Origin of the sequence: Anaerocolumna jejuensis DSM 15929, assembly GCF_900142215.1 — a bacterium.
Taxonomy (GTDB): Bacteria; Bacillota; Clostridia; order Lachnospirales; family Lachnospiraceae; genus Anaerocolumna; species Anaerocolumna jejuensis.
The window spans coordinates 1-19669 of sequence record NZ_FRAC01000030.1 but is presented as its reverse complement, the minus strand read 5'-3'; the positions used below and the strand labels follow the sequence as shown (position 1 = coordinate 19669).

The 19669-nt window shown below is 36.9% G+C and carries 16 protein-coding genes; 13 read left to right on the top strand and 3 right to left on the bottom strand.

All coding sequences use genetic code 11. The annotated features are described in order from the left end of the window. Positions 1–221 precede the first annotated feature (221 nt). From BUB77_RS23400 to BUB77_RS23390, 3 genes are all read left to right on the top strand, one after another. The gene (locus BUB77_RS23400) at positions 222–8558 is read left to right on the top strand and encodes a glycine rich domain-containing protein (RefSeq protein WP_170866726.1); all 8337 of its coding nucleotides are present in this window, start codon (positions 222–224) and stop codon (positions 8556–8558) included. A gap of 149 nt (positions 8559–8707) precedes the next feature. Further along, on the top strand, positions 8708–10261 hold the full coding sequence (locus BUB77_RS23395) for a hypothetical protein (RefSeq protein WP_073279441.1): 1554 nt from the start codon (positions 8708–8710) through the stop codon (positions 10259–10261). A 13-nt stretch (positions 10262–10274) separates the two neighbouring features. Next, the gene (locus BUB77_RS23390) at positions 10275–10724 is read left to right on the top strand and encodes a hypothetical protein (RefSeq protein WP_073279440.1); all 450 of its coding nucleotides are present in this window, start codon (positions 10275–10277) and stop codon (positions 10722–10724) included. Positions 10725–10895: 171 nt separating this feature from the next. Here BUB77_RS23390 and BUB77_RS23385 read toward each other — a convergent pair whose 3' ends face one another. Then, the gene (locus tag BUB77_RS23385; RefSeq protein WP_073279439.1) at positions 10896–11171 is read right to left on the bottom strand and encodes a hypothetical protein; all 276 of its coding nucleotides are present in this window, start codon (positions 11169–11171) and stop codon (positions 10896–10898) included. A gap of 395 nt (positions 11172–11566) precedes the next feature. Between BUB77_RS23385 and BUB77_RS30085 the strand changes: the two genes are divergently transcribed. From BUB77_RS30085 to BUB77_RS23365, 4 genes are all read left to right on the top strand, one after another. After that, positions 11567–11860 (top strand): hypothetical protein, encoded by a 294-nt coding sequence (locus BUB77_RS30085; protein ID WP_073279438.1) that lies wholly within the window; start codon positions 11567–11569, stop codon positions 11858–11860. Then, positions 11826–12299 carry a transposase gene (locus BUB77_RS23375; protein WP_170866725.1) on the top strand — a complete coding sequence of 158 codons (474 nt, stop codon included), beginning with the start codon at positions 11826–11828 and terminating at the stop codon, positions 12297–12299. Before BUB77_RS30085 ends, BUB77_RS23375 begins: the two co-directional genes overlap by 35 nt. Before the next feature lie 277 nt (positions 12300–12576). Then, positions 12577–12876 carry a hypothetical protein gene (locus BUB77_RS23370; RefSeq protein ID WP_084124644.1) on the top strand — a complete coding sequence of 100 codons (300 nt, stop codon included), beginning with the start codon at positions 12577–12579 and terminating at the stop codon, positions 12874–12876. 21 nt (positions 12877–12897) lie between these two features. Beyond that, a complete protein-coding gene (locus tag BUB77_RS23365) occupies positions 12898–13254 on the top strand; it encodes a hypothetical protein (RefSeq protein WP_073279435.1) in 357 nt (118 codons plus the stop codon). 70 nt (positions 13255–13324) lie between these two features. Here BUB77_RS23365 and BUB77_RS23360 read toward each other — a convergent pair whose 3' ends face one another. Beyond that, positions 13325–13600 carry a hypothetical protein gene (locus tag BUB77_RS23360; RefSeq protein WP_073279434.1) on the bottom strand — a complete coding sequence of 92 codons (276 nt, stop codon included), beginning with the start codon at positions 13598–13600 and terminating at the stop codon, positions 13325–13327. 1314 nt (positions 13601–14914) lie between these two features. Between BUB77_RS23360 and BUB77_RS23350 the strand changes: the two genes are divergently transcribed. The 6 genes from BUB77_RS23350 to BUB77_RS23325 all read left to right on the top strand — a co-directional run bounded on the left by BUB77_RS23350 (position 14915) and on the right by BUB77_RS23325 (position 19114). Next, positions 14915–16345, top strand: coding sequence for a hypothetical protein (locus tag BUB77_RS23350; RefSeq protein ID WP_073279433.1), 1431 nt, complete (start codon positions 14915–14917; stop codon positions 16343–16345). Continuing rightward, positions 16345–16743 carry a hypothetical protein gene (locus BUB77_RS23345; RefSeq protein ID WP_073279432.1) on the top strand — a complete coding sequence of 133 codons (399 nt, stop codon included), beginning with the start codon at positions 16345–16347 and terminating at the stop codon, positions 16741–16743. The genes BUB77_RS23350 and BUB77_RS23345 overlap by 1 nt, the downstream gene beginning before the upstream one ends. Before the next feature lie 289 nt (positions 16744–17032). Next, a complete protein-coding gene (gene cdiI, locus BUB77_RS23340; protein WP_139241297.1) occupies positions 17033–17410 on the top strand; it encodes a ribonuclease toxin immunity protein CdiI in 378 nt (125 codons plus the stop codon). 657 nt (positions 17411–18067) lie between these two features. Next, positions 18068–18268: a hypothetical protein gene (locus BUB77_RS23335; protein WP_073279430.1), complete on the top strand. Its 201-nt coding sequence runs from the start codon at positions 18068–18070 to the stop codon at positions 18266–18268. 224 nt (positions 18269–18492) lie between these two features. Next, positions 18493–18705 (top strand): hypothetical protein, encoded by a 213-nt coding sequence (locus tag BUB77_RS23330; protein WP_073279429.1) that lies wholly within the window; start codon positions 18493–18495, stop codon positions 18703–18705. Between the two features lie 76 nt (positions 18706–18781). After that, on the top strand, positions 18782–19114 hold the full coding sequence (locus BUB77_RS23325) for a hypothetical protein (protein WP_073279428.1): 333 nt from the start codon (positions 18782–18784) through the stop codon (positions 19112–19114). A 282-nt stretch (positions 19115–19396) separates the two neighbouring features. Here BUB77_RS23325 and BUB77_RS23320 read toward each other — a convergent pair. Then, positions 19397–19669, bottom strand: a 273-nt coding sequence (locus BUB77_RS23320; protein WP_170866724.1) for a transposase, incomplete at its 5' end; no start/stop codon positions are given.

The window sequence follows — 19669 nt, the reverse complement described above, 5'->3', positions numbered from 1 at the left end:
ATATAAATAGTACTAAGATTCTTAATAAAATAGCATTTCTTATTCTAATACTTTTTTGTTGTTGTTTTGTTTTTTCCTTAAATAATGCTTCTACTTCTGCATATACTTTGGCGGAAAAAGGAAGTATGATTGTGCCGGGGGTAGTAGGAGGAGGTAATTGTACTATTTATCCCGTTACTCATCCACTCTTTATCGTCCAATTATATAAAACGGAAGGAGGTATGAAAACAGATACAAACGGATTTAATAATCAGGCTAATACCATAAAAACTGTTATTCCGCATGCGTCGGAAGAGGCGTTATGGTTATGCTCCAATGTTTTGTCAGAATATCTTATCAATCAGAATTTTAATACGGCAGAGCAAGTCTATTTAGCTCGAAAGTCAAGTATAAGTGCGATGTCAATGGATCTTTCTGGTGGGGAAAATAATAAGAAATCAACAGGGCGTATTAAATATCTCTCTGAATACAAGACAACAGAACCCAATAAGGATTTTAACAACGGTATTTTTTATAATACATTGCTGCAATATTATATTGCTGATAATAGAAGTTTTAAAGCTTTAGCAAATGACAGTAAGTTTGCTGTTTTACTGAATAAACCAAGTGATGCTGGAGTAATGAATTCACTAAAGTGTTCTATGGAGCTTTGGTCCTATATTACAGAAGTAAATGCAAAAGGGTCGAGTGCTGCCGGATGGAGTTACACTATCGATACAAAACCGAAAATTGATGGTTTTTTACAAATAAATGTTCCGTCGGATAAACAACACAAAGGTGGTGAATTGTATGAAGCTGGTTTAAAAATGAATGACTGGAGTACTTCCAGTTTAAATCAAATCACAACCAATAAGCAAACGATTACAGTTGGCGAAGCATTTAATTTGCGATATCTGGATTTACTAATTACATTATATACCATTGCCAATAATAAAGAATATTGGAAAAAAGGTATTATAAGCTATTTAACGGATAATAACGGTGCTTCTAACATTTGCATTACATCCGGTATTGTTGAGAGAACAACCAGTATAGGTACTCAGGGAGGAAATGTAGAGCCGGCAACAGTTCTTGCTCCTTGTAACGATGTAACTCAAGTAGCATACCGTATAGGAGCAAATTACAATTTATCCGACAGGAAATCTTCAGAAACAGTCTATGAAAAGGCAAAAAGTACAGAATATTTAGAAAGGCTTAAAAAAGCGGTTTCCTTATCTCAATCTAGTACATATTATCATACTGCTATTTACGATCCGGCAATAATAAGCCGTATTATACCAGAGAGGGTAAGAAAAGTCAAAAATAACAAGTTGATATGGGGAGATTCATATAATACAACCAGTGTAAGTAAATTTCTCTGGTTTAAAATTGAAAAAGAAAAATGGTATGGTGCAAATTGGGTATTAGAACCTCCAATTTCTACTGCAGCAGTAAATTACCGAGCAGTATTAAAAATTGACTCAGTTAACTCCAATAAATTAAATAATAAAACAGGTCCATTTTATCAAAAGGGAATGGTTAAAATTATATTGTACAAACTTAAAGATCTTTTTTCAACAGAGATTTCAAATAATCAAAAAACTGTTAAAACTAAAGATGAAGTTCATGTTCAGGTTGCATTAGAAGCACTTGCTGTTAAAGATGGCACTCCTGGAAAACCGGCTCTGCAAGAGTGGGAAAATTTTATAAAGAAAAATACTATATCAGATTTTCAGATAAAAATTATACTTTCAAGAGCCATACTTCCCCAAAAATATGATGGTACAAGTTTTACAACCATTCCACTAGATAGTAGGGAATTTCCACAAACTCATGCAGGTACGAATGAATGGTGCACTTCTAGCAAATGGATACCTATAACGGCTCAAAATTTATTAATACTGCTACAAGGTAAAAATTCAATTGGAGAGTGGAAAGATAATTCTATTCCGACATTAGATGTTACGGAGGGCGTAGCAAAGGATATTGCTTTGTGTTCGAGAGTATATATTCAATATAAAGCTAAGAATGGCAAGTGGTATTACTTAACTGGAAAAGAAGGCAATACAACTGAAAAATTGTCTATAAGTAATAAGAATACAACTATAGCTGATATAAAAGAATCCAATAAAACTACAATTGAATATAATTGGAAAGCAAATACTTCACCTCCTGGTGATACAGTTGACTACCCTTCCGACACATGGACCTCCGAAGAACCATCCTTAGCCTATGCAGAATTAAAAGAAGGCTCCTTTTCCAACGAAACCTCCATTTTCAACGAAACCTTCGAGGCAATGGCCGGTGTACCTACAACAAGAACCTTGTACTTTTCATCCGGTGGAAATGAATTCATGGCTGACTTGCAGGTAAATTATGAAGCCAATAGCTCAGCTGTCCGAAAATATACTTCCCACTTTAATGGGAATGAATGTGAGTTTAAGACCGGAGATCAGGCAAAATCCTATACGGTACCATCCCCGCCTGGAAATCCTTCTTCCGATGTAACGGTTAACGTACATGAGGGGGATGTTACAGTATCGGCAACATGGACAGGGGATATTCCCAATAAAGCAACTGCTAAGACCGTTACAGCCTTACATGAAGCGACAGCAACGTGTCCGGCAATACCCGACAGAACCGCCTATAATGCTGCAAAATCCCAGGCAAGCTCCTGGGCGAGCACCTTACAGGGGTATTCCATCAGCCATACAGCAGCTTCTGACGGAAAAACCAGAAAGGTCTTTTTCTCCAATGCAAGTATAACGTCAGATAGTGCGGTTGATCCCGTGACTACAACGGCAAGTGACAGTAAGCCCTGTTCCTATAAAGATCCTTCTTATGATTCAAAAGGAAATATTACATCTCCCGGTGTGCCTTGCGGAAATGAAATGGCAACAGCAAAAGCAGAACCGGGTCCAACAGGCAGTTATACAATTACTGTTACAGCAACAATACCGGCCCATGTTATCTGCGGACCCTGCTGTCAGCATGACCTGCCTGCAATTTCAGACACATGGACCCAGTACATTTCCTATGACACGATTGATATTACAAAATGCAAAGTATACAAGATTCAAAAAGGCTATGTTACCGGAATGGATGAAATTACTTATAACAGTGATGAAAATGTGATTGCTTCGATTACACAAGGTGACCCTAATATTTTTTATAATATTGCAGCCTATAATAATCCGGCTTTTTCAAATGGTACTTTAACAAATGCATCTCGCATAGGGCGTATCCGATATACCCTGCAGGAAGCACAGGGAGATGATGTGTATTATGAAGAGATGGCATCCGGCGTTACAAAGCGTACCAATAAATGTGATGGTATGGCAAGTACCGTATGCGCCTCCAATCCAGTTCCGGCAGGGGGAAAAGGACATAATGAAACTTACGCAACGGGATGCTTATATACAAATACGGCATTCAAAAATGAAGAAAGAAAAAATATAGCCACCACTGGGGTAAAGAATGCATATAGTTCTGAAACTGATACAAAAGACCTTGCAACGGCAGAGTGGCAGAGGTTCTGGCAAAGAAGGAACCAGTCCGTAACGGCAACGGTTATTTCGGATATGCTGATTTTACAGACTTCAAGCGGTGACCAAAGCCCCGTTTACTTTACAGAAAATTCAACAGCAAAGGCACAGGAAAATTTCCCTACCTTAAGAGCTGTTGCAAACGGAAGTACCAGTATCAAATCAAACTCAAATGAGGATAAGGCACTGAAGGATACTCAGGATTCAGTCGATGCGAAGTGGGCAAAAATGTGGACAAACAACACCTCTTCCTTTGCAAAGGTCGTACCAAATGGAATCAATGTCGGCTCCTATAATGGTAAGTATAATACTCCGGCTGCGAAGTACCAGGGAACCGGCAACGCTGCTGTAATATCCACCAGATTTGACAATGATACCACTGTATTTTCTTCGGCAAAGGATGAATTAGGGCTGGCACAGGTCAGCAGTAAACAATCCTTCCCGAAATCGGCTTATGGTGCTGCGAACATTGCTTCATCCGGTAAATCACAGGCACGTATGGACAGAGTAACAAACTTAAGAATGTATGCGGATAAAATAAAGCAAAAGCCCACAAATAAAAATGCAGAATATATTACCGGAGATTCCTATGTCTTTTACCTTCCAATCCTGAAATACAGTTTGGCTAACGACAGCAAAACCGGCCTTGGCGGCAGTACATACCAAAATAATGAGGTTGGGGAGAATGAACAAATTGCCGACGACGGAACTGCAGACGGTGAAGTATATTCGGATACCTTTGAGGAAAAGGAAAGTGACATCTTAAAAGCTGCAGGGTACAACTATGGACCCGGACTAATATATAAATCGAAGTATTCTGCTTATAATGATAATTCTGATTATAAGGTTAACAATATCGTTACTTTGGATGCGGTGTCCGTGCAGAATGCCATGATAGTAAAATCAGGTGTGGAGGATAAGCGTACAACGGATGGTATTGTGAAAGATGCAATGAAAACCTTGTCGGCCCTTGAAAAATGCCCGGGTACACCGGAATTATGTGAGTACAGGGTTCTAAACTGTAAATATACACTGGATACAGCAAGCCTTTCATTTGACTTTGAAGATAAGATAAATACCGATACCGGTTCAGAAGATGATGGGGCATACGCGCCTTATACCGGACAGACGATTAAAAATAACCTTGTTAATTCAGACGGGGCGCATACCTCTTTTGAATTGCCTGATTCAATGACTTTAATTTTGGGAGATTCCGGGTATTCGGGTTTTGGAACAGGGCAGATGGTCAAAATAAGCGGAACTGGAAGTAGAATGACCTTTCCTTATAACGATTGCCAGATAACAACAACAGCCAGTTCAAGAGTTAAAATTTCAGCAGATATATACCTGCCATCAGCTCCTGCCGCAAATACAATGTTGTTTTCTATCGGCGGTGTCGGATTGTATGTTCCGGCGAACAGTACTTCTCCTGTATTTGTCACCAGCACAGGTCAATCGAGAGCAGCGGCTGTAAACATTATTGGTAAAAAGGTTAAAATTGCAGCAACCTTCAGTCTGGGCTCTTTATATGACTGTGAATTATCAATTGATGGGGCACAAGCAATAGCGCAGATAACAACCGGTCTGACAGAGGAACAGATTGCTGCAGCAGCTGTCAATGATGACATGAGAGGAAATGGTCTTAGTATCGGATGCTGGAAAAATGACAACAATTATTCTACGAATTTCTATTTTGATAATGTTGTTATTACGAGATGCGGCGGAACACTGAAACATACTGCAAGCTGCTATACAACGTATAAACAGAATGATTACTATTTCCAAAATCTTTATAATGGTTTGACAGCAGCAGGTACTACCATTGACTGGACAGCAAAAAATGATGACGGTACTTACGGAAATACCTCTATCTATTCAAAGCATGAGCACTCCTCCTCCTGCCTAACAATAGACAGTAAAGGTTACCAGATAGCGTTGGCAGAGGCGAAAAATGGTGACTGGACATCATTAAAAAAGGAACTGGGAACAACGCTCTTCAATATGGTAGTATCAAAATTTGACATAGACACAAATAATGTCGTAACCGTAGGAACCGTTTATAATTTCGCATACACAGGTAATTATCAGACATTTAAGGCGCCCAAAGCAGGCAAATATATATTTGAAACCTGGGGAGCACAAGCCAGCGGTTCCTATGCAGGTCTTGGCGGTTATTCGAAGGGAACTTATTCCTTAACTGCAGGACAAACAGTAAATATTTATGTAGGCGGTCAATATGGTTATAATGGCGGCGGGACATCAATGGGTAATGGCGGCGGCAATGAAACCACTTATGGCGGCGGTGCATCGGATATTCGTGTTGGCGGGATGGCATTAAGCGATAGGGTAATAGTCGCTGGCGGAGGCGGCGGAGGTAGTTATAATGGCTCGTGGTATCCTGGTATAGGTGGTAATTATGCATATGCCTCTTACTCCTTGGGACAGGGCGAGGGTTACTCCCATGGATGCTCCAACTATGTTGGTGCCGGCGGAGGTGGCTACTATGGCGGCGCAGCCAGCTCTGACGGTGCGTCAGCAGGAGGACAGGGTGGTTCCGGATATATCGGTGGAGTAACAGATGCCAGTATGTCTTCCGGATTAAGAGCCGGTAATGGAGCGGTGACAATAACCAGTATTAAAACATTTCCGGAAGATAGTGAGCTGTTCGATTACATTAAAGCCAACATGAATTTAATTCCGGATATTGTGACTACAAACAGGGCGACTATCATAAACCCGATATGGAATTGTAAAGAAATTAACAATACAGGAGCAAGTTTTACCGAAAAAACCGTGTTATCCTGTACCGAACCCCATCACTTTGGCAGCCATTATGATTTTTCAAGCACCATTTGCTGGGATCCATGCAACGATGATAAAAAACACGAGCATACGAAAACAGAAGTATTTGACGCTAATGGTACTAAAGTAGAACAGGCAGCTTATGTGACCCTTGATAATTTCTTTAAGGTTTATTTCCCCAATACCGGTGATTTTTACGGGGACGGTTCCTATGGTCTCCTGCAAACGTCTGTGAACAGAGGTAAGGGATACAGCCAAAACATGGATACAACCGAATGGACAAGAGAGAAATATGTTAAGTTTGACTTTGATGTTCTGTATGAAAGAAATGGGGTATGGGAAAATCATCAGGCAGGAGACTGGATTTCACTAGAGCTTATTGATAAGTCAACTACAAATACTTATACCTTAAGCGGAGGAAAAAACCTCTCCTTAAACGGAAACACTTATGTATTTGATACTGTGAATAACCTGATGAACTATAATGGGGGCAGTACAACTCTTGTTGAAGGCGGTACAATGGCTGTAATTGACGGAAAGATTTTTGTTTTAAACGGTAACGGTACAGTTAGTGTAAGCAGCCCTTGTACGGAATACAATTTCTATTGCCTGCTGGAAAACAACGAAGCATCCTGTATTGAAGCGCAATTTGCAGCTGAAGCAATTAATTATGATGACCAAAGCTCTATAGATGCTCCTTATGCTGGCAGCGGAGACCATGAAGAGGAATTTGATATCTATACATATAAAAATACGTATATAACTAACAAAGATAGATTCGGTGATTTAACTTCTCATCACACTGCAAGGAAGTTGGGCTATCTTGACATTATCGGACGAATCGGAAACTTAATTGTGGAAGATACAGATGATATACGGTTCAGTAACTACTTTAAAAAGTCAACGGTTACAAATAACGATGACTGGATAATCCAGGGTATTGTTTCAAAAGTTGACTGTTCCATTTCTGAACATTATCTGTCCTGGCACAGGAATTCAGCCGGATATCCCTTAGCGGCTGATGTCCGGGGAGAGCAGGTAAGTGAAGGTACGAAATACTATAATACCTGGGGTTCCCAAGAGTGGACGGTAAAAGCAAAAAGTGATGGTATGGGGTTATCAGCGGATAAGAACTCAAATGGTATTCTGCAGACGGATCAACAGAAGCTTGGGTATAATGTCCTCTATGATATCACTACAATGGGTGATTATAACCGGTACTTACAGGTTATACCTTACTTCTATGCATTGAACAAGAGGACAAATGAACTTACTCCTGTTGATGTTTACATCAATGATAGTGGAAATACCAGACCGATTAATTATTTTGGCTTATATTCGGAATATATGGATAGTGATGGAAAGTATCTTGATGGTTATGAAACCTTAGCAAATAAGCTGTATAGGTATACGATGTATCTGAATTGGACGGACGAGTCTGCAAGACGCAATTATACTGCCGGAGGACGTGAATCAAGTATTACAGATGCAGTAAGAGATTACTTCATCGAAGATATAAATGATTCTGAAGGGGAACTTATGGGATATAAGTACCTAACAGTACCCTATGGAAACTATTATAATGAAGGGACCATGCAATGCCTGCAGCCAGGTCTTAGAGCAAGAACCTTTTTAGGTACCAGCCTGGTAACTGCTATAAAAGAACAGTCCGCAAGATTAGGAATTACTTCAAATGGTATCAATGGCGGTATTGATACGAACTTTGATGGTGCTTATCTTGCTCAGATGTTCAACCATCAGGCACAAAGATGGCATCTTAAGATGGGACTTCCTTCCTCTGCGGTATTTTCGGCTTACAGGGAAAAAGGCATTCATGTAGAGCCGGAAGAGGATTGGTATGTGGCATCCTATGTGGAAAATGGCATAACAAAGACAAAGCAATTCTCTAAAGCCTACCTTTCTTCTCAAGCTGTGAATAAGGAATATGCTATTGGAAGTACATTCCTGATTTCAGGAACACAGTATACCGTTACGGGCAAGTATAAAGCAGGAACAGAATTCAATAACAACAATGACTACGTTATTATAATGACAGCTGACATCAAAGCAATCGGTGATGTTTGGAACATAAAATACAGCACCGGCAATGATAACGGAAGCATAATAATCGATGGTAAGACTTTTTCCTTTGGCAGTAATATTCCAACTTTCATCGCCGCATATGATACAACTTCATCATTGGTTGATATTTCAACGCAAAATACACACTAATTTAATCAGAGCCCCTGGAGCGAAAGCTCCGGGGACTGATAGATATTCAGTATGGAACAATTGCAGAAGCTGTTATTGTACTTCCACGGCTAAAATTTAATAGAGTTTAGCTGTTTCTAAGAAAGAAAAGAAGAAACCAGGAGGAATCTATGTCAGATTTCATATTAGAGTATGATATGCTAGAATCCATTGCAGCATATTCGAAATCCTTAGGAAAACGGGCAGGAGAATATGAGGAAAGTCTTGAAAAGAAAATGATAAGTGGTATTGCAAGTATTACGGGCCCCTCTACCGGCTACCTGCAGAGTGCAAGTGATTCTGTCAGGGATAAAGCCAATGCTTTAAATCAAAAATCTGATGTTTTCTATCACTATGCAGAACAAATTACAAATCTGCTTGAAACCGCAGAACGAATTGACCAGGAAGTTGCAGATGCCATCACTGCTCAAAGAGAGTATTTCCTGGACCATCATAAATCCCTGCGCCTTGATGACTGGAAGGCGAAATTATTGGGTTTGTTAATGGATTTGAAAAACAGTATCCCTCTTTTAGGAACCATTGCTGATTTACTGGAGGGGCTTGATACTGTCATAGAATCACTGGAAGATTCTATCAGGCATTGGTATGAATGTGAGGGAGGAAAGTATGTTATTGGGGAAATCGCAGCCATTGCGGAAGCATGTTTGGCAGTAGCGATATTTGCCGCTACATTTCCAATCTCAACTTTCACCGGCTTTTGTCTGGCGGTCGGATTCGGAATTGCAGCATTGAACAGCTGTGTCAATGTAAAAACTTCCTATAAAGCAGCAGAAGCAGCAATGGAGGGAAACCCGGCGTTGGCAGAAATCTATGGAAAGCAGGATACACTATCGGATGTATTACGCCAGAAAAACTATGGGAATGGAACAATGAATGACTTATCCAACTTTACTGCAGGGGCTTTGGATGTAACGGAGGCTGTTTGCATTACTGTTGGAATGGCGGGACAGATAGTAAATTTATTCAAAAAATCTTACAATTTACTAAAATATAGGAAGTCATTAAATTATTCCGGCTTGCAAAATAATTTAGAGAGTGGTAGTGTAAAATTAGAGAATGTTATAAAAGAAGAGTATAAGAGTACAAAGAACATAGGTTTAGCGGATGATACCGGTGCAGTGGGTGAATTGGAAAAGAGTGCAGACCTTATTAAGGGTTCGGGGGCTGGTGTTAAAAGTAGCCTAAAGACTACTGAAGTGACACCACCAGGCTCTAGCCATCCTGTAAAAGTTTATACTGATGGTAATGCACAGATTAATACAGGAAAAATTGATACATATATGAGAGGAAAAGTTGAATTAGATGTTGATGCTGTTAAATCACGAATAAATGAGTTGAAAAATATAAAGAAAACTAATACTGAAACCTTTAACAAAAATATGAAAAGTGAGCTTAAATCGTGTGAAGATAAATTGCACAATTACCAGAGATCACAGGAAATGAGCAAAACACTAAATAATGCTGGCATATTGGACAATGCTGAGAATAATCAGATGATAGCTGAAGAATTATTAGAAGCAGCTAAGTCTGCGAAGACTGGTAATACGGAAATTATAAGTTATATTAAAGGGGCTAATGGAAAAATTCAAGTCGTAAGTAGATGGAAGATATTGGATGATGGCACACCTTATTTGGCTACAGTAATACTAAAACCTATTAAATAATGGAGGTAGTTGTATGGAAGATGAATTAGAATATATAAAAAAATTAGAAACAAGTAAGTTAATCGAAATAATACAAGATATTTTTGGATTCGAGGAAACTAGTGCAGCATTGCTTGAGTTATATAATCGAGATATTAATAAAACCTTTGAATTAGGTATAGATATTCTTGAAAATAATAAAGGTGATGATTATTTGCAAGCTACCGTTTTTGATATTATATATGATATTAATCCAATGAGAACATTAGACTGCATCTACAAACGAAAGGCTGATATAGGAGTAGTACTATTAGGAGATATCATGTCTGAAGTATCTATTGAAATTTATAAAAAGACAGATATTGAAATACCAGATGAGTTATTAAATTTATTATTGGAAAGGTATCAAAATCTAAACGAATATGAACAAAATAAAATAATTAATGATTATACAGAATTTGAAAGGAATCTTAACGCCACTTAAGTTTAGCAAGAGATTTTTTTGATTTGAATATAATGTTAAATCGCAGTTGGATGATTACAAAATATTTTGAGGAGTAACAGGTAAAAAGCGAAATAGAATTTCTATCTTATGGTTATGTTGACCTCCAAGCTGATTTAGTCTAAAGAAATCAGTTTGGAGGTGTTTTCATTATTATAATTTTCTTATATATTTTAGAGCCTTTATTCCATCTATGAATCCATGCCGATATAGAAAAGTTTCCTCTATAGCAAGTTGGCTTGTAAGAGAGTCAATGTAATTTTCAACCAGTTTCTTCTCTTTGTCTGGCAAATTTTCAATAAAAATCTCAGCTTGCAGAATTCGTGCTTCCTCTTGTTCAGATTTGATAGACTGGTTTTGATGTAATGCATCAATTAACATGTTGATACGCTCCTGAATAAACATATCTAGTAATTCTTGTTCGGTCATAATGCTTCCCCCCTTTGAGAACATATATACCGAAACAGTGTCAGAAAGTCGATACCAGAAACTACTAAAAATAGATGCTTTGAATGGGGTAAATAGTTCAAATGAATTCTCAAAATGCCTATTGTATTGATTCGCTGGTTATGGATTTAAAGGAGCCGTTCATAACCCTGTAACTCTTTTGCATAAATGGGCATTCCGTGCAAATGCGACCTAGATTTTAACCCCAATGCCAGGAATTCGACCCCGATGAAAAGGTCTTTTCAGTCCGCATTGCGGGCTGATGTAAGCGGAGCCGGGGAAGTTTTTGACCCCGGCTATTTAACCCGCATCATTTTCGACCCCATGGTTCACCGCTGTTTTAGGGTAAAAAATGAGGACTCCATGAGCAGATATCCATGGCATATCCCAGTTATAGTAAATTTTTTAGCGAAATAGACGGGAAATGTGCCATGTATTTCTGGAAAACCTACCCGTCCCCTGTCCATTTTGAGGAAAAGACGGCAGAAGAACTAACGATGGAATTCAAAGAAATATCTCCAATTATCAGAAAAGATAAAGCGGAGATAATTCTGGATTGTGTCAAGAATGATGGAAATACCTTTTCGAGAATACCAGGAATCCAGGGACTTTATTACAACAAGTCTGGTAAGAGACTTGGAACATCAGAAAGAAGAATTGGCAGGGCTTGATAAAGAAATCGAGAAAATCCTGCTTGGTTTTGATTATAAACTGACCAGTATGCCCGGGATTGGAACTTCTATTGCCAGTAAGCTGATTGCAGAAATCGGAGATATCCGAAGATTTTCCAATGCTGATAAGCTGGCAAGATTCGCAGGAGTGGCTCCTGTAAAGTTCAGTTCTGCCGGAAAAGGTAAGGAACAAAGCTCCAGACAGGGAAACCGTCAGTTGCATGGATTATTTTATTTCCTGGCGGTAACTATGGTGTCCAAGCCAAACGGAATACCCAATCATCCGGTATTTTATGACTATTATATGCGGAAAATCGGTGAAGGAAAGACAAAGTCTCAGGCACTGGTCTGCATTATGCGCCGGTTGGTGAACATTGTATACGGAATGATGAAAAATAAGACCGAATACCGGGAACCCATTCGAGAAGAAGAACAGTAATTTCTTTTTTAAAAATAGCACGAAGATTTGCTATACTTTTTTAAACGAATACGAATTCTAACCCCTTTCCGTATATCTCAGTACTCCACCTGAGGGTTCGGGGGCTGTATCAAAAGAAATAATAGAGAATGGTAAGAAGATAACCCAGTTTGAGACTCCTGCTGATCCAATAAGAGATATTCTTGGAGCTGGTTCGAAATCAAACCCTAAAGAGTGGAATAAAATAATTAAAGAATTAGAAGATAGCGGTGTTGAAATAGTTTATAGAGAAGGTACTATGGGATATGGACCTTTGAAAAAGGGTGAGCCAGGTCAACTTATAATAGACCCTGATGCATCACTAAGTGCGTTGCAACATGAAAAAAGTCATTTCCTAGAGGCTCAATCAAAGGGCTTTCCTTCTGCGGCGGAAGCATATCAAGATTGGGAGGGGAGAATTGCTGACGAATTCAAGTCCTATACTATTGAGATTGAAGAAGCTAAAAAACTTGGGTTAGATAATGTTGCAGAGCAGCTACAGAAAAATTTTAAAGTTGAGAAACAATATATTATTGACAGGTATGGACCTATTGATTAATACTATAAAAGAGGTGAGCTTATGGCATCTAATTTAGAACTATTTGAACAACTTAAGAATGATGATATTAGTGACAACGACCTAATATTAAGTCTACAATCTGAAAACTTTCGCATCGTCTCAATGGCAATGTCAAGGTTAATAGAAAGGAATTTTTATGATGATACTATTATTAAAAGACTTGAGGAATTAAGCCGACTTTTAGCAAATAATAAATTCGTTGGACCTTGGCAATTTGGACACTTTGCGATTGCTACCCTTTCTTTATTAGATGATGAGAAATATAAAAGCAAGTTTAATGATATATTTAATGAACTTAGTGAAAATGATAAATTCTTAGTTAACAATTTTATTAAAGCTGAGGCATATAAACTATAATAAAAACTTTTATTCAAGGAGTACAGCAGAGTTTTGCCTATGTACTCCTTTATTCTGATAAGGTTAGAGTTTACAATTTATCAATATATTTTAACACCTTTACGCAATCCAAGAATCCGTTATGATATAAAAATGCTTCTTCTAAAGCAAGATGGCTTATAAGTGAGTCAATGTAATTTTCAACCAGTTTCTTCTCTTTGTCAGGTAAAGTTTCAATGAAAATCTCAGCCTGTAGAATTTGCTCATCTTCCTTCTTAGATTTGTTAGGCTGATTTTTGTGGAATATATCAATTAGCATGTTGATTCGCTCTTGAATAAACATATCTAGTAATTCTTGTTCGGTCATGATGCTTCCCTCCTTTGAGAACATACGATACCGAAACAGTGTCAGAAAGTCGATACCAGAAACTACTAAAAATAGATGCTTTGAATTGGGTAAATAGATCAAATGAATTCACGAAATGCTTATTGTCTATCCAATCATCTTGGACTCGTTTCTGAAGATGAAATTATTGTTTTTACTGAGTTTGACTGGGGCGTTATTGAGGAACTTAAAAATGATTGCAAATACACGACCAAGAGTATATGAAAAACTCTGGCACAAACATGAGGGATTCATTGATCAGCTCTGTTGATGATCCCACTCTTAAAAAATCTATTGATGAAGTATATAGATCATCTATCTGAAATCGACAGGTACCACTTAATACAGGATGCAGTTGGCAGCAGAAAAAATTGCAGAAATGATGTACAAAAAAACACCTACTTTTATAAATGGGGAAGAGGCAGTCGAATATTTTAAAAATAAATGTATAATGTGTAATATTTAATTTGTGTGAAGAAAAGTCTGTAAGTGTGATCTTCTACGATAATAACCGGTCCGAAGGCTTAGCGATAAGCTTTTAGACCTTGTTTTATATATAACATCACATGTTGATACATGCCAATAGAAGGCGGATATTCCGCCTGTAAAAATTACGTATGAATAAATGATTATATAGGTAGCCGTCTTTCATACATGATACTGAGTTCACCGTAGACCTGTCCCCAGTTCCTAAGTGGCATGTTCTATTTCTTGGTTGTCTCAAAAGTAGATAAATACAGGGCTTTCAGAAGTGTTCTGATTTATCGGTAAAATCAATCACCTACCTGACACACTTATGGTCATTCCGACCATCTAAGCAAAAAATCTATACCGTCGGTACTGCCGGAGGTTGTTCTTTAAAACGGGGCGATTGCAGCCACGTTACTTTATCCGGCGTCATTTTCGACTCCACGGTTCCCTCCTGTTTTAGCACCAAAACAGAGTGAAAATCATCCGATGCCGAATTTCCAAAATAGTTTCAAATGTACGACCTAGAGCATATGAGAAAATAAGCATATATGCAACTTCTTAAGAAAAAGCAACAGGAAGATGAACGGAAGATAACATCAACCTTCCCTACCTTGTAGATTCCTAGTGAATATCGCTGCCCGCAAAATTTGCTGCATTTCAAAGTTTTCTAAAAAATATATCCTAGAAAACATCTAATATAATGAAAAAATAAAAATTATTCATCATATTATTTTAAAGTATAGGACTAACTAATTTTTAAATTTGAAAGAAAGGATTTATCAAAAATTTCATTTCAGGAAGAAAATTAGAAAAGAGGTTTAACGTATGTCAGATTTCATATTAGAGTATGATATGTTAGAGTCCATTGCAGCATATTCGAAATCCTTAGGAAAACGGGCAGGAGAATATGAGGAAAGTCTTGAAAAGAAAATGATAAGTGGTATTGCAAGTATTACAGGCCCCTCTACCGGCTACTTGCAGAGTGCAAGTGATTCGGTCAGGGATAAAGTTAATGCTTTAAAGCAAAAATCCGATGTTTTCTATCACTATGCAGAACAAATTACAAATCTGCTTGAAACCGCAGAACGAATTGACCAGGAAGTTGCAGATGCCATCACTGCTCAAAGAGAGTATTTCCTGGACCATCATAAATCCCTGCGCCTTGATGACTGGAAGGCGAAATTATTGGGTTTGTTAGTGGATTTGAAAAACAGTATCCCTCTTTTAGGAACTGTTGCTGATTTACTGGAGGGGCTTAATACTGTCATAGAATCACTGGGAGATTCTATCAGGCATTGGTATGAATGTGAGGGAGGAAAGTATGTTATTGGGGAAATCGCAGCCATTGCGGAAGCATGTTTGGCAGTAGCGATATTTGCCGCTACATTTCCTATCTCAACTTTCACCGGCTTTTGCCTGGCGGTCGGATTCGGAATAGCGGCATTGAACAGCTGTGTCAATGTAAAAACTTCCTATAAAGCAGCAGAAGCAGCAATGGACGGAAACCCGGCGTTGGCAGAAATCTACGGTAAACAGGATACACTATCGGATGTATTACGCCAGAAAAACTATGGGAATGGAACAATGAATGACTTATCCAACTTTACTGCAGGGGCTTTGGATGTAACGGAGGCAGTTTGCATTACTGTTGGAATGGCGGGACAGATAGTAAATTTATTCAAAAAATCTTATAATTTACTAAAATATAGGAAGTCATTAAATTATTCCAGCTTGCAAAATAATTTAGAGAGTGGTAGTGTAAAATTAGAGAATGTTATAAAAGAAGAGTATAAGAATATTAAGAACATAGGTTTAGCGGATGATACCGGTGCAGTGGGTGAATTGGAAGAAAGTGCAGGGCTTATAAAGGATACAGGTAATTTGGAACAAATGCCATCTGGAAGCCCTCAAACATATACAGCTGACTTATCACAGGTAATAGGAAAAGGTGCAAAAGCAAGAGAAAAAGCAATTAGGGCTATTATAGAAGAAGATTTCCCTGACTTGAGCCTTACACATACTCCGGAATATAGCCCCTTTATTAGAACAGGTATTGCACAGAAAGATACAGGTACTCAAATTGGAAAAAATATGTTTTCGTCCAGAAATGATTTAAGGGATACAATTATACATGAGGAACTCCATCACAGATGGTGGAAACGAGGAATAGTTGACCACCATCCAATGGGATCAGAAAAAGAAGCATTATTTTATGAAACAATAAGACGCTATAAAGAAATGAGAGGTTGGAATTGATGAGTAGTCTGCATGTAAAATGTGTTTGTGGTAGCCCTATGAATGTTAATGCAGGAGATATCATATTAAACGGCAAATATAGATGGTATGTGTCTTATTATTGCAAAGACTGCGAAAGAGCTTCAGAAATAGATGGATATGGGATTGACAACTTGCCCAAAGAAGTGGAATCACTAATAATAAAACAACATGGTGAGTGGAGAATTTTTTCAAATAATAAATCTACTCAATTAAAAATCAAATACATGCTAAGAAAAATGTCTATATTTGATAAAATTTCCTTTCTTGATAACGAATATCAAACAATAGTTAGTGGCAGTGAAAATGAAATTAAATGGATACAATGTAAATTGGAAGATAAAAAAGTGACAGATTATGAGGTTCAAAAAGTTAATTAGTTTTACAAGTCCAATAACTCATTAGCAACGTTGTGGATAAGAGATCTATTATTGATATGAGATGACTTGCAAGAAAGTATTACGCATAAAATGATTTGGAGCTCTTAATTCATGAATACTATTAATCCGATTCTTAAAGTATCTTGGTACAAATAATCAAGTTCTACAGTTCCTGGTGTAAGGCAAATTGAATTTAATATGCCTAAGCTTGATGGGAGCACTTACCCAGCAATATCGATACTTGGCGAATATGGTACAACATTTTTCCCATCGAATTGAGGTGATTAATTTGGAAAGAAATCCGTTTATTAAAAAACTGGATTTACAAAAAGAAGAGCATTTTCCAATCTATGTGTTTTTTAATTTTATTAAAAAAAGTGAATTTTTAGAAGTTTGCAAAAATTTTTCTAAAGGTATAGGAGAGGGTATTGAAGTGGCTGTATGCTTATTTTTAGATGATGTAGCTATTGAATCAAATAAGATTGGTGGTGTTGAGTTTTCATTACATAGTGGAGAGGAGGTAGTGGTTGATTATTCAACATTTTATTGGTATTTGAATAAGGCTTGTCAGCGATATGTAGAGTTACGCCCTGCTGATAACGAAATAGTAAAAGAATATTTAAATATAATAAAAGATAAATTTGAGATTTTTCCAAAGCTTGCGTAAGCTGGAAAAATATTCAATAACAGTCCACATTGTGGGCTGATGTTATCCAAGCCGGGGAAGTTTTAACCCTGACTATCCATGATGATATAGAAAATTTTCTCTAAGGCACAAATAAGTTTGTGCAGGAATTACTTCCTATAAGGTGGCAGAAGCAGCAATCTTCAAAAATATTGAAACTTATAAAAAAAGGTGAGGAACTACCCGACATGACAAGTTATAATTCATAGAATCATATAATTATTCTATGAAATCATACTGCATAAATTAAAAAAGAGATGGAATTTAAAACTGTTTTTGGGGTTGTCGGGAGTGTCCAAAGGATTGTGTAAACCTTCAAGCTTGCATAAAGTAAAATTACCTAGTTTGGAGGTAAAGAACCCTTTGTGCCAATTTGGATAAATATTTCATTTTTAGAATCAAGAGAGTCTTTTACTGTATTTAATTTGGAAACAAGCTTACGTTTCAGGAATCATCATTATTAAGATATGCTGATACAGAACACGCACCGTTTAAAGCAGTTTTTAATTAAATGTAGTACCTCTGTTTAAGAATGGAAATAGAAATAAAACAGAGAGAAGAAATTTGCACCTATATAATACCTTAGAAAGTCTTTAATTTGGCTTATTTCATAGTTATTACCCGCCGTACAGGTGGCTTTTGGTAATTGATCCAGAGACATCTTACAGTGCATTAGTTCATGAATATCAGCATTACTTAGATGATGCAGCAGGTGGGTTCCAGGGTATGCGTCAATTGTATGACCAAAACGGTAGAATTATCAAAGAATTGAGGGCATATATGCAAGAAATAAAAATGGCTGACAAAATGGGGTTAAAAGACATTGCAAATCAACTTTGATAGAATTATAGACAAGAAAGGTTCAATACTCTTAACAAATAAGAGGTATATTTTTGAGTACATATAAGATTATTAGTGAAGTTCAGAATGGTAATAAGTCAAATTTCGAATTAGAAGAATATTTGCTATTGAATAATATATTTGTATTGAATATTGGCAGTAAAATGCTCTAATTTGATAATGAATTTCATTTAGACCTAATGATTTTATGAGGAAAATACTTTATGGATATTAACAAAAATTTAATACAAAATTATGATTTGAACGATGAGGCAGGTTATATAGATGAGGCAGATGAGGATTTTGTAAGGTATGGAAATTCTGATTTACCCTGTCCTCGCTGTGGTAGTAAATTAATATATGAGAATTATGGTTCGGCACATATTATAAGGTGTGAAAAAGATAATTGTTTAAAAGTAACTTATAGAGGATTATAAAAAAATATAAAATTATATTAATGAGATTGATTAATGAAGTGAACTCATAAATTAATTTCAATTACCGGAGGTCCTTATGAGTGAATTTTTTGAGTACAAATTTTTAGCAATGGAAAATTATTATAATTATATCTGTAATGAAAATTTAACCTTTACGCAATCTGGTAAAAGATGTTTTTTAGATTTTACTCTGATTTTAACAGAACAAAGTATTAAAACACTTGCTATTTACAGCACGATTCTAACACAAGTTTCTAAATATGCCGAAAACTTAAATAATTTTTATGAAGAATATTCTAAATTAAATGAAATTTATACAGTTCTTCCCATAGATGAGCTTTTATCCGAAAATGAAAAAGGTTATTTAAAAGACGATATTGATTTTATTAGATATAAATTTAAATTATAATTGTAATTTATTTTGTATTGTAAATACTTACATATAGGAATTTTGTAAGGATTTCTTAACTATGAATAGAAACTGAATTATTTTAAATAAAATAACCTCCATACTGTTATATAAAATTCAATTAATCAGTTAGGGGATACTCTTTACCAGCGTTTGTTATAGATATAGATAAATATTGTTGATGAAGAAAGAGTATTTTATAAAGCAGTTGATGAAATACTAAAAAGTGGACAAACAAGTATAAAATGTACTAGTACAATGTTTTTGAATTAACCACCAAAACTATACACTGATCTCATCCATCTTGTATTTCCACCGTGGAACAACCGGTGCAGCGTTGACTTCATCCATATACTGATAGATGCGATCTACCAGTTCCTGTTTGGTTTGAACTCTTATGCCACGCAGGCATACACAAGCAAATTTACCAAAGAACGCTTCTATCATATTGAGCCAAGAGCCGTGTTTTGGTGTAAATACAAATAGGAACCTTCCGGGCCTTGTTGCAAGATACTCCCTGGTTTTCTTGGATGTATGGACTGTATGATTGTCCAG

Bases quoted from the DNA above. Each gene is read 5' to 3' on its own strand.
- BUB77_RS23395 (WP_073279441.1), top strand. From the start codon at position 8,708: ATGTCAGATTTCATATTAGAGTATGATATGCTAGAATCCATTGCAGCA.
- BUB77_RS23400 (WP_170866726.1), top strand. From the start codon at position 222: ATGAAAACAGATACAAACGGATTTAATAATCAGGCTAATACCATAAAA.
- BUB77_RS23385 (WP_073279439.1), bottom strand. From the start codon at position 11,171: ATGACCGAACAAGAATTACTAGATATGTTTATTCAGGAGCGTATCAAC.
- BUB77_RS30085 (WP_073279438.1), top strand. From the start codon at position 11,567: ATGGCATATCCCAGTTATAGTAAATTTTTTAGCGAAATAGACGGGAAA.
- BUB77_RS23360 (WP_073279434.1), bottom strand. From the start codon at position 13,600: ATGACCGAACAAGAATTACTAGATATGTTTATTCAAGAGCGAATCAAC.
- BUB77_RS23325 (WP_073279428.1), top strand. From the start codon at position 18,782: ATGAGTGAATTTTTTGAGTACAAATTTTTAGCAATGGAAAATTATTAT.
- BUB77_RS23390 (WP_073279440.1), top strand. From the start codon at position 10,275: ATGGAAGATGAATTAGAATATATAAAAAAATTAGAAACAAGTAAGTTA.
- BUB77_RS23345 (WP_073279432.1), top strand. From the start codon at position 16,345: ATGAGTAGTCTGCATGTAAAATGTGTTTGTGGTAGCCCTATGAATGTT.
- BUB77_RS23370 (WP_084124644.1), top strand. From the start codon at position 12,577: ATGGGATATGGACCTTTGAAAAAGGGTGAGCCAGGTCAACTTATAATA.
- BUB77_RS23365 (WP_073279435.1), top strand. From the start codon at position 12,898: ATGGCATCTAATTTAGAACTATTTGAACAACTTAAGAATGATGATATT.
- BUB77_RS23330 (WP_073279429.1), top strand. From the start codon at position 18,493: ATGGATATTAACAAAAATTTAATACAAAATTATGATTTGAACGATGAG.
- BUB77_RS23350 (WP_073279433.1), top strand. From the start codon at position 14,915: ATGTCAGATTTCATATTAGAGTATGATATGTTAGAGTCCATTGCAGCA.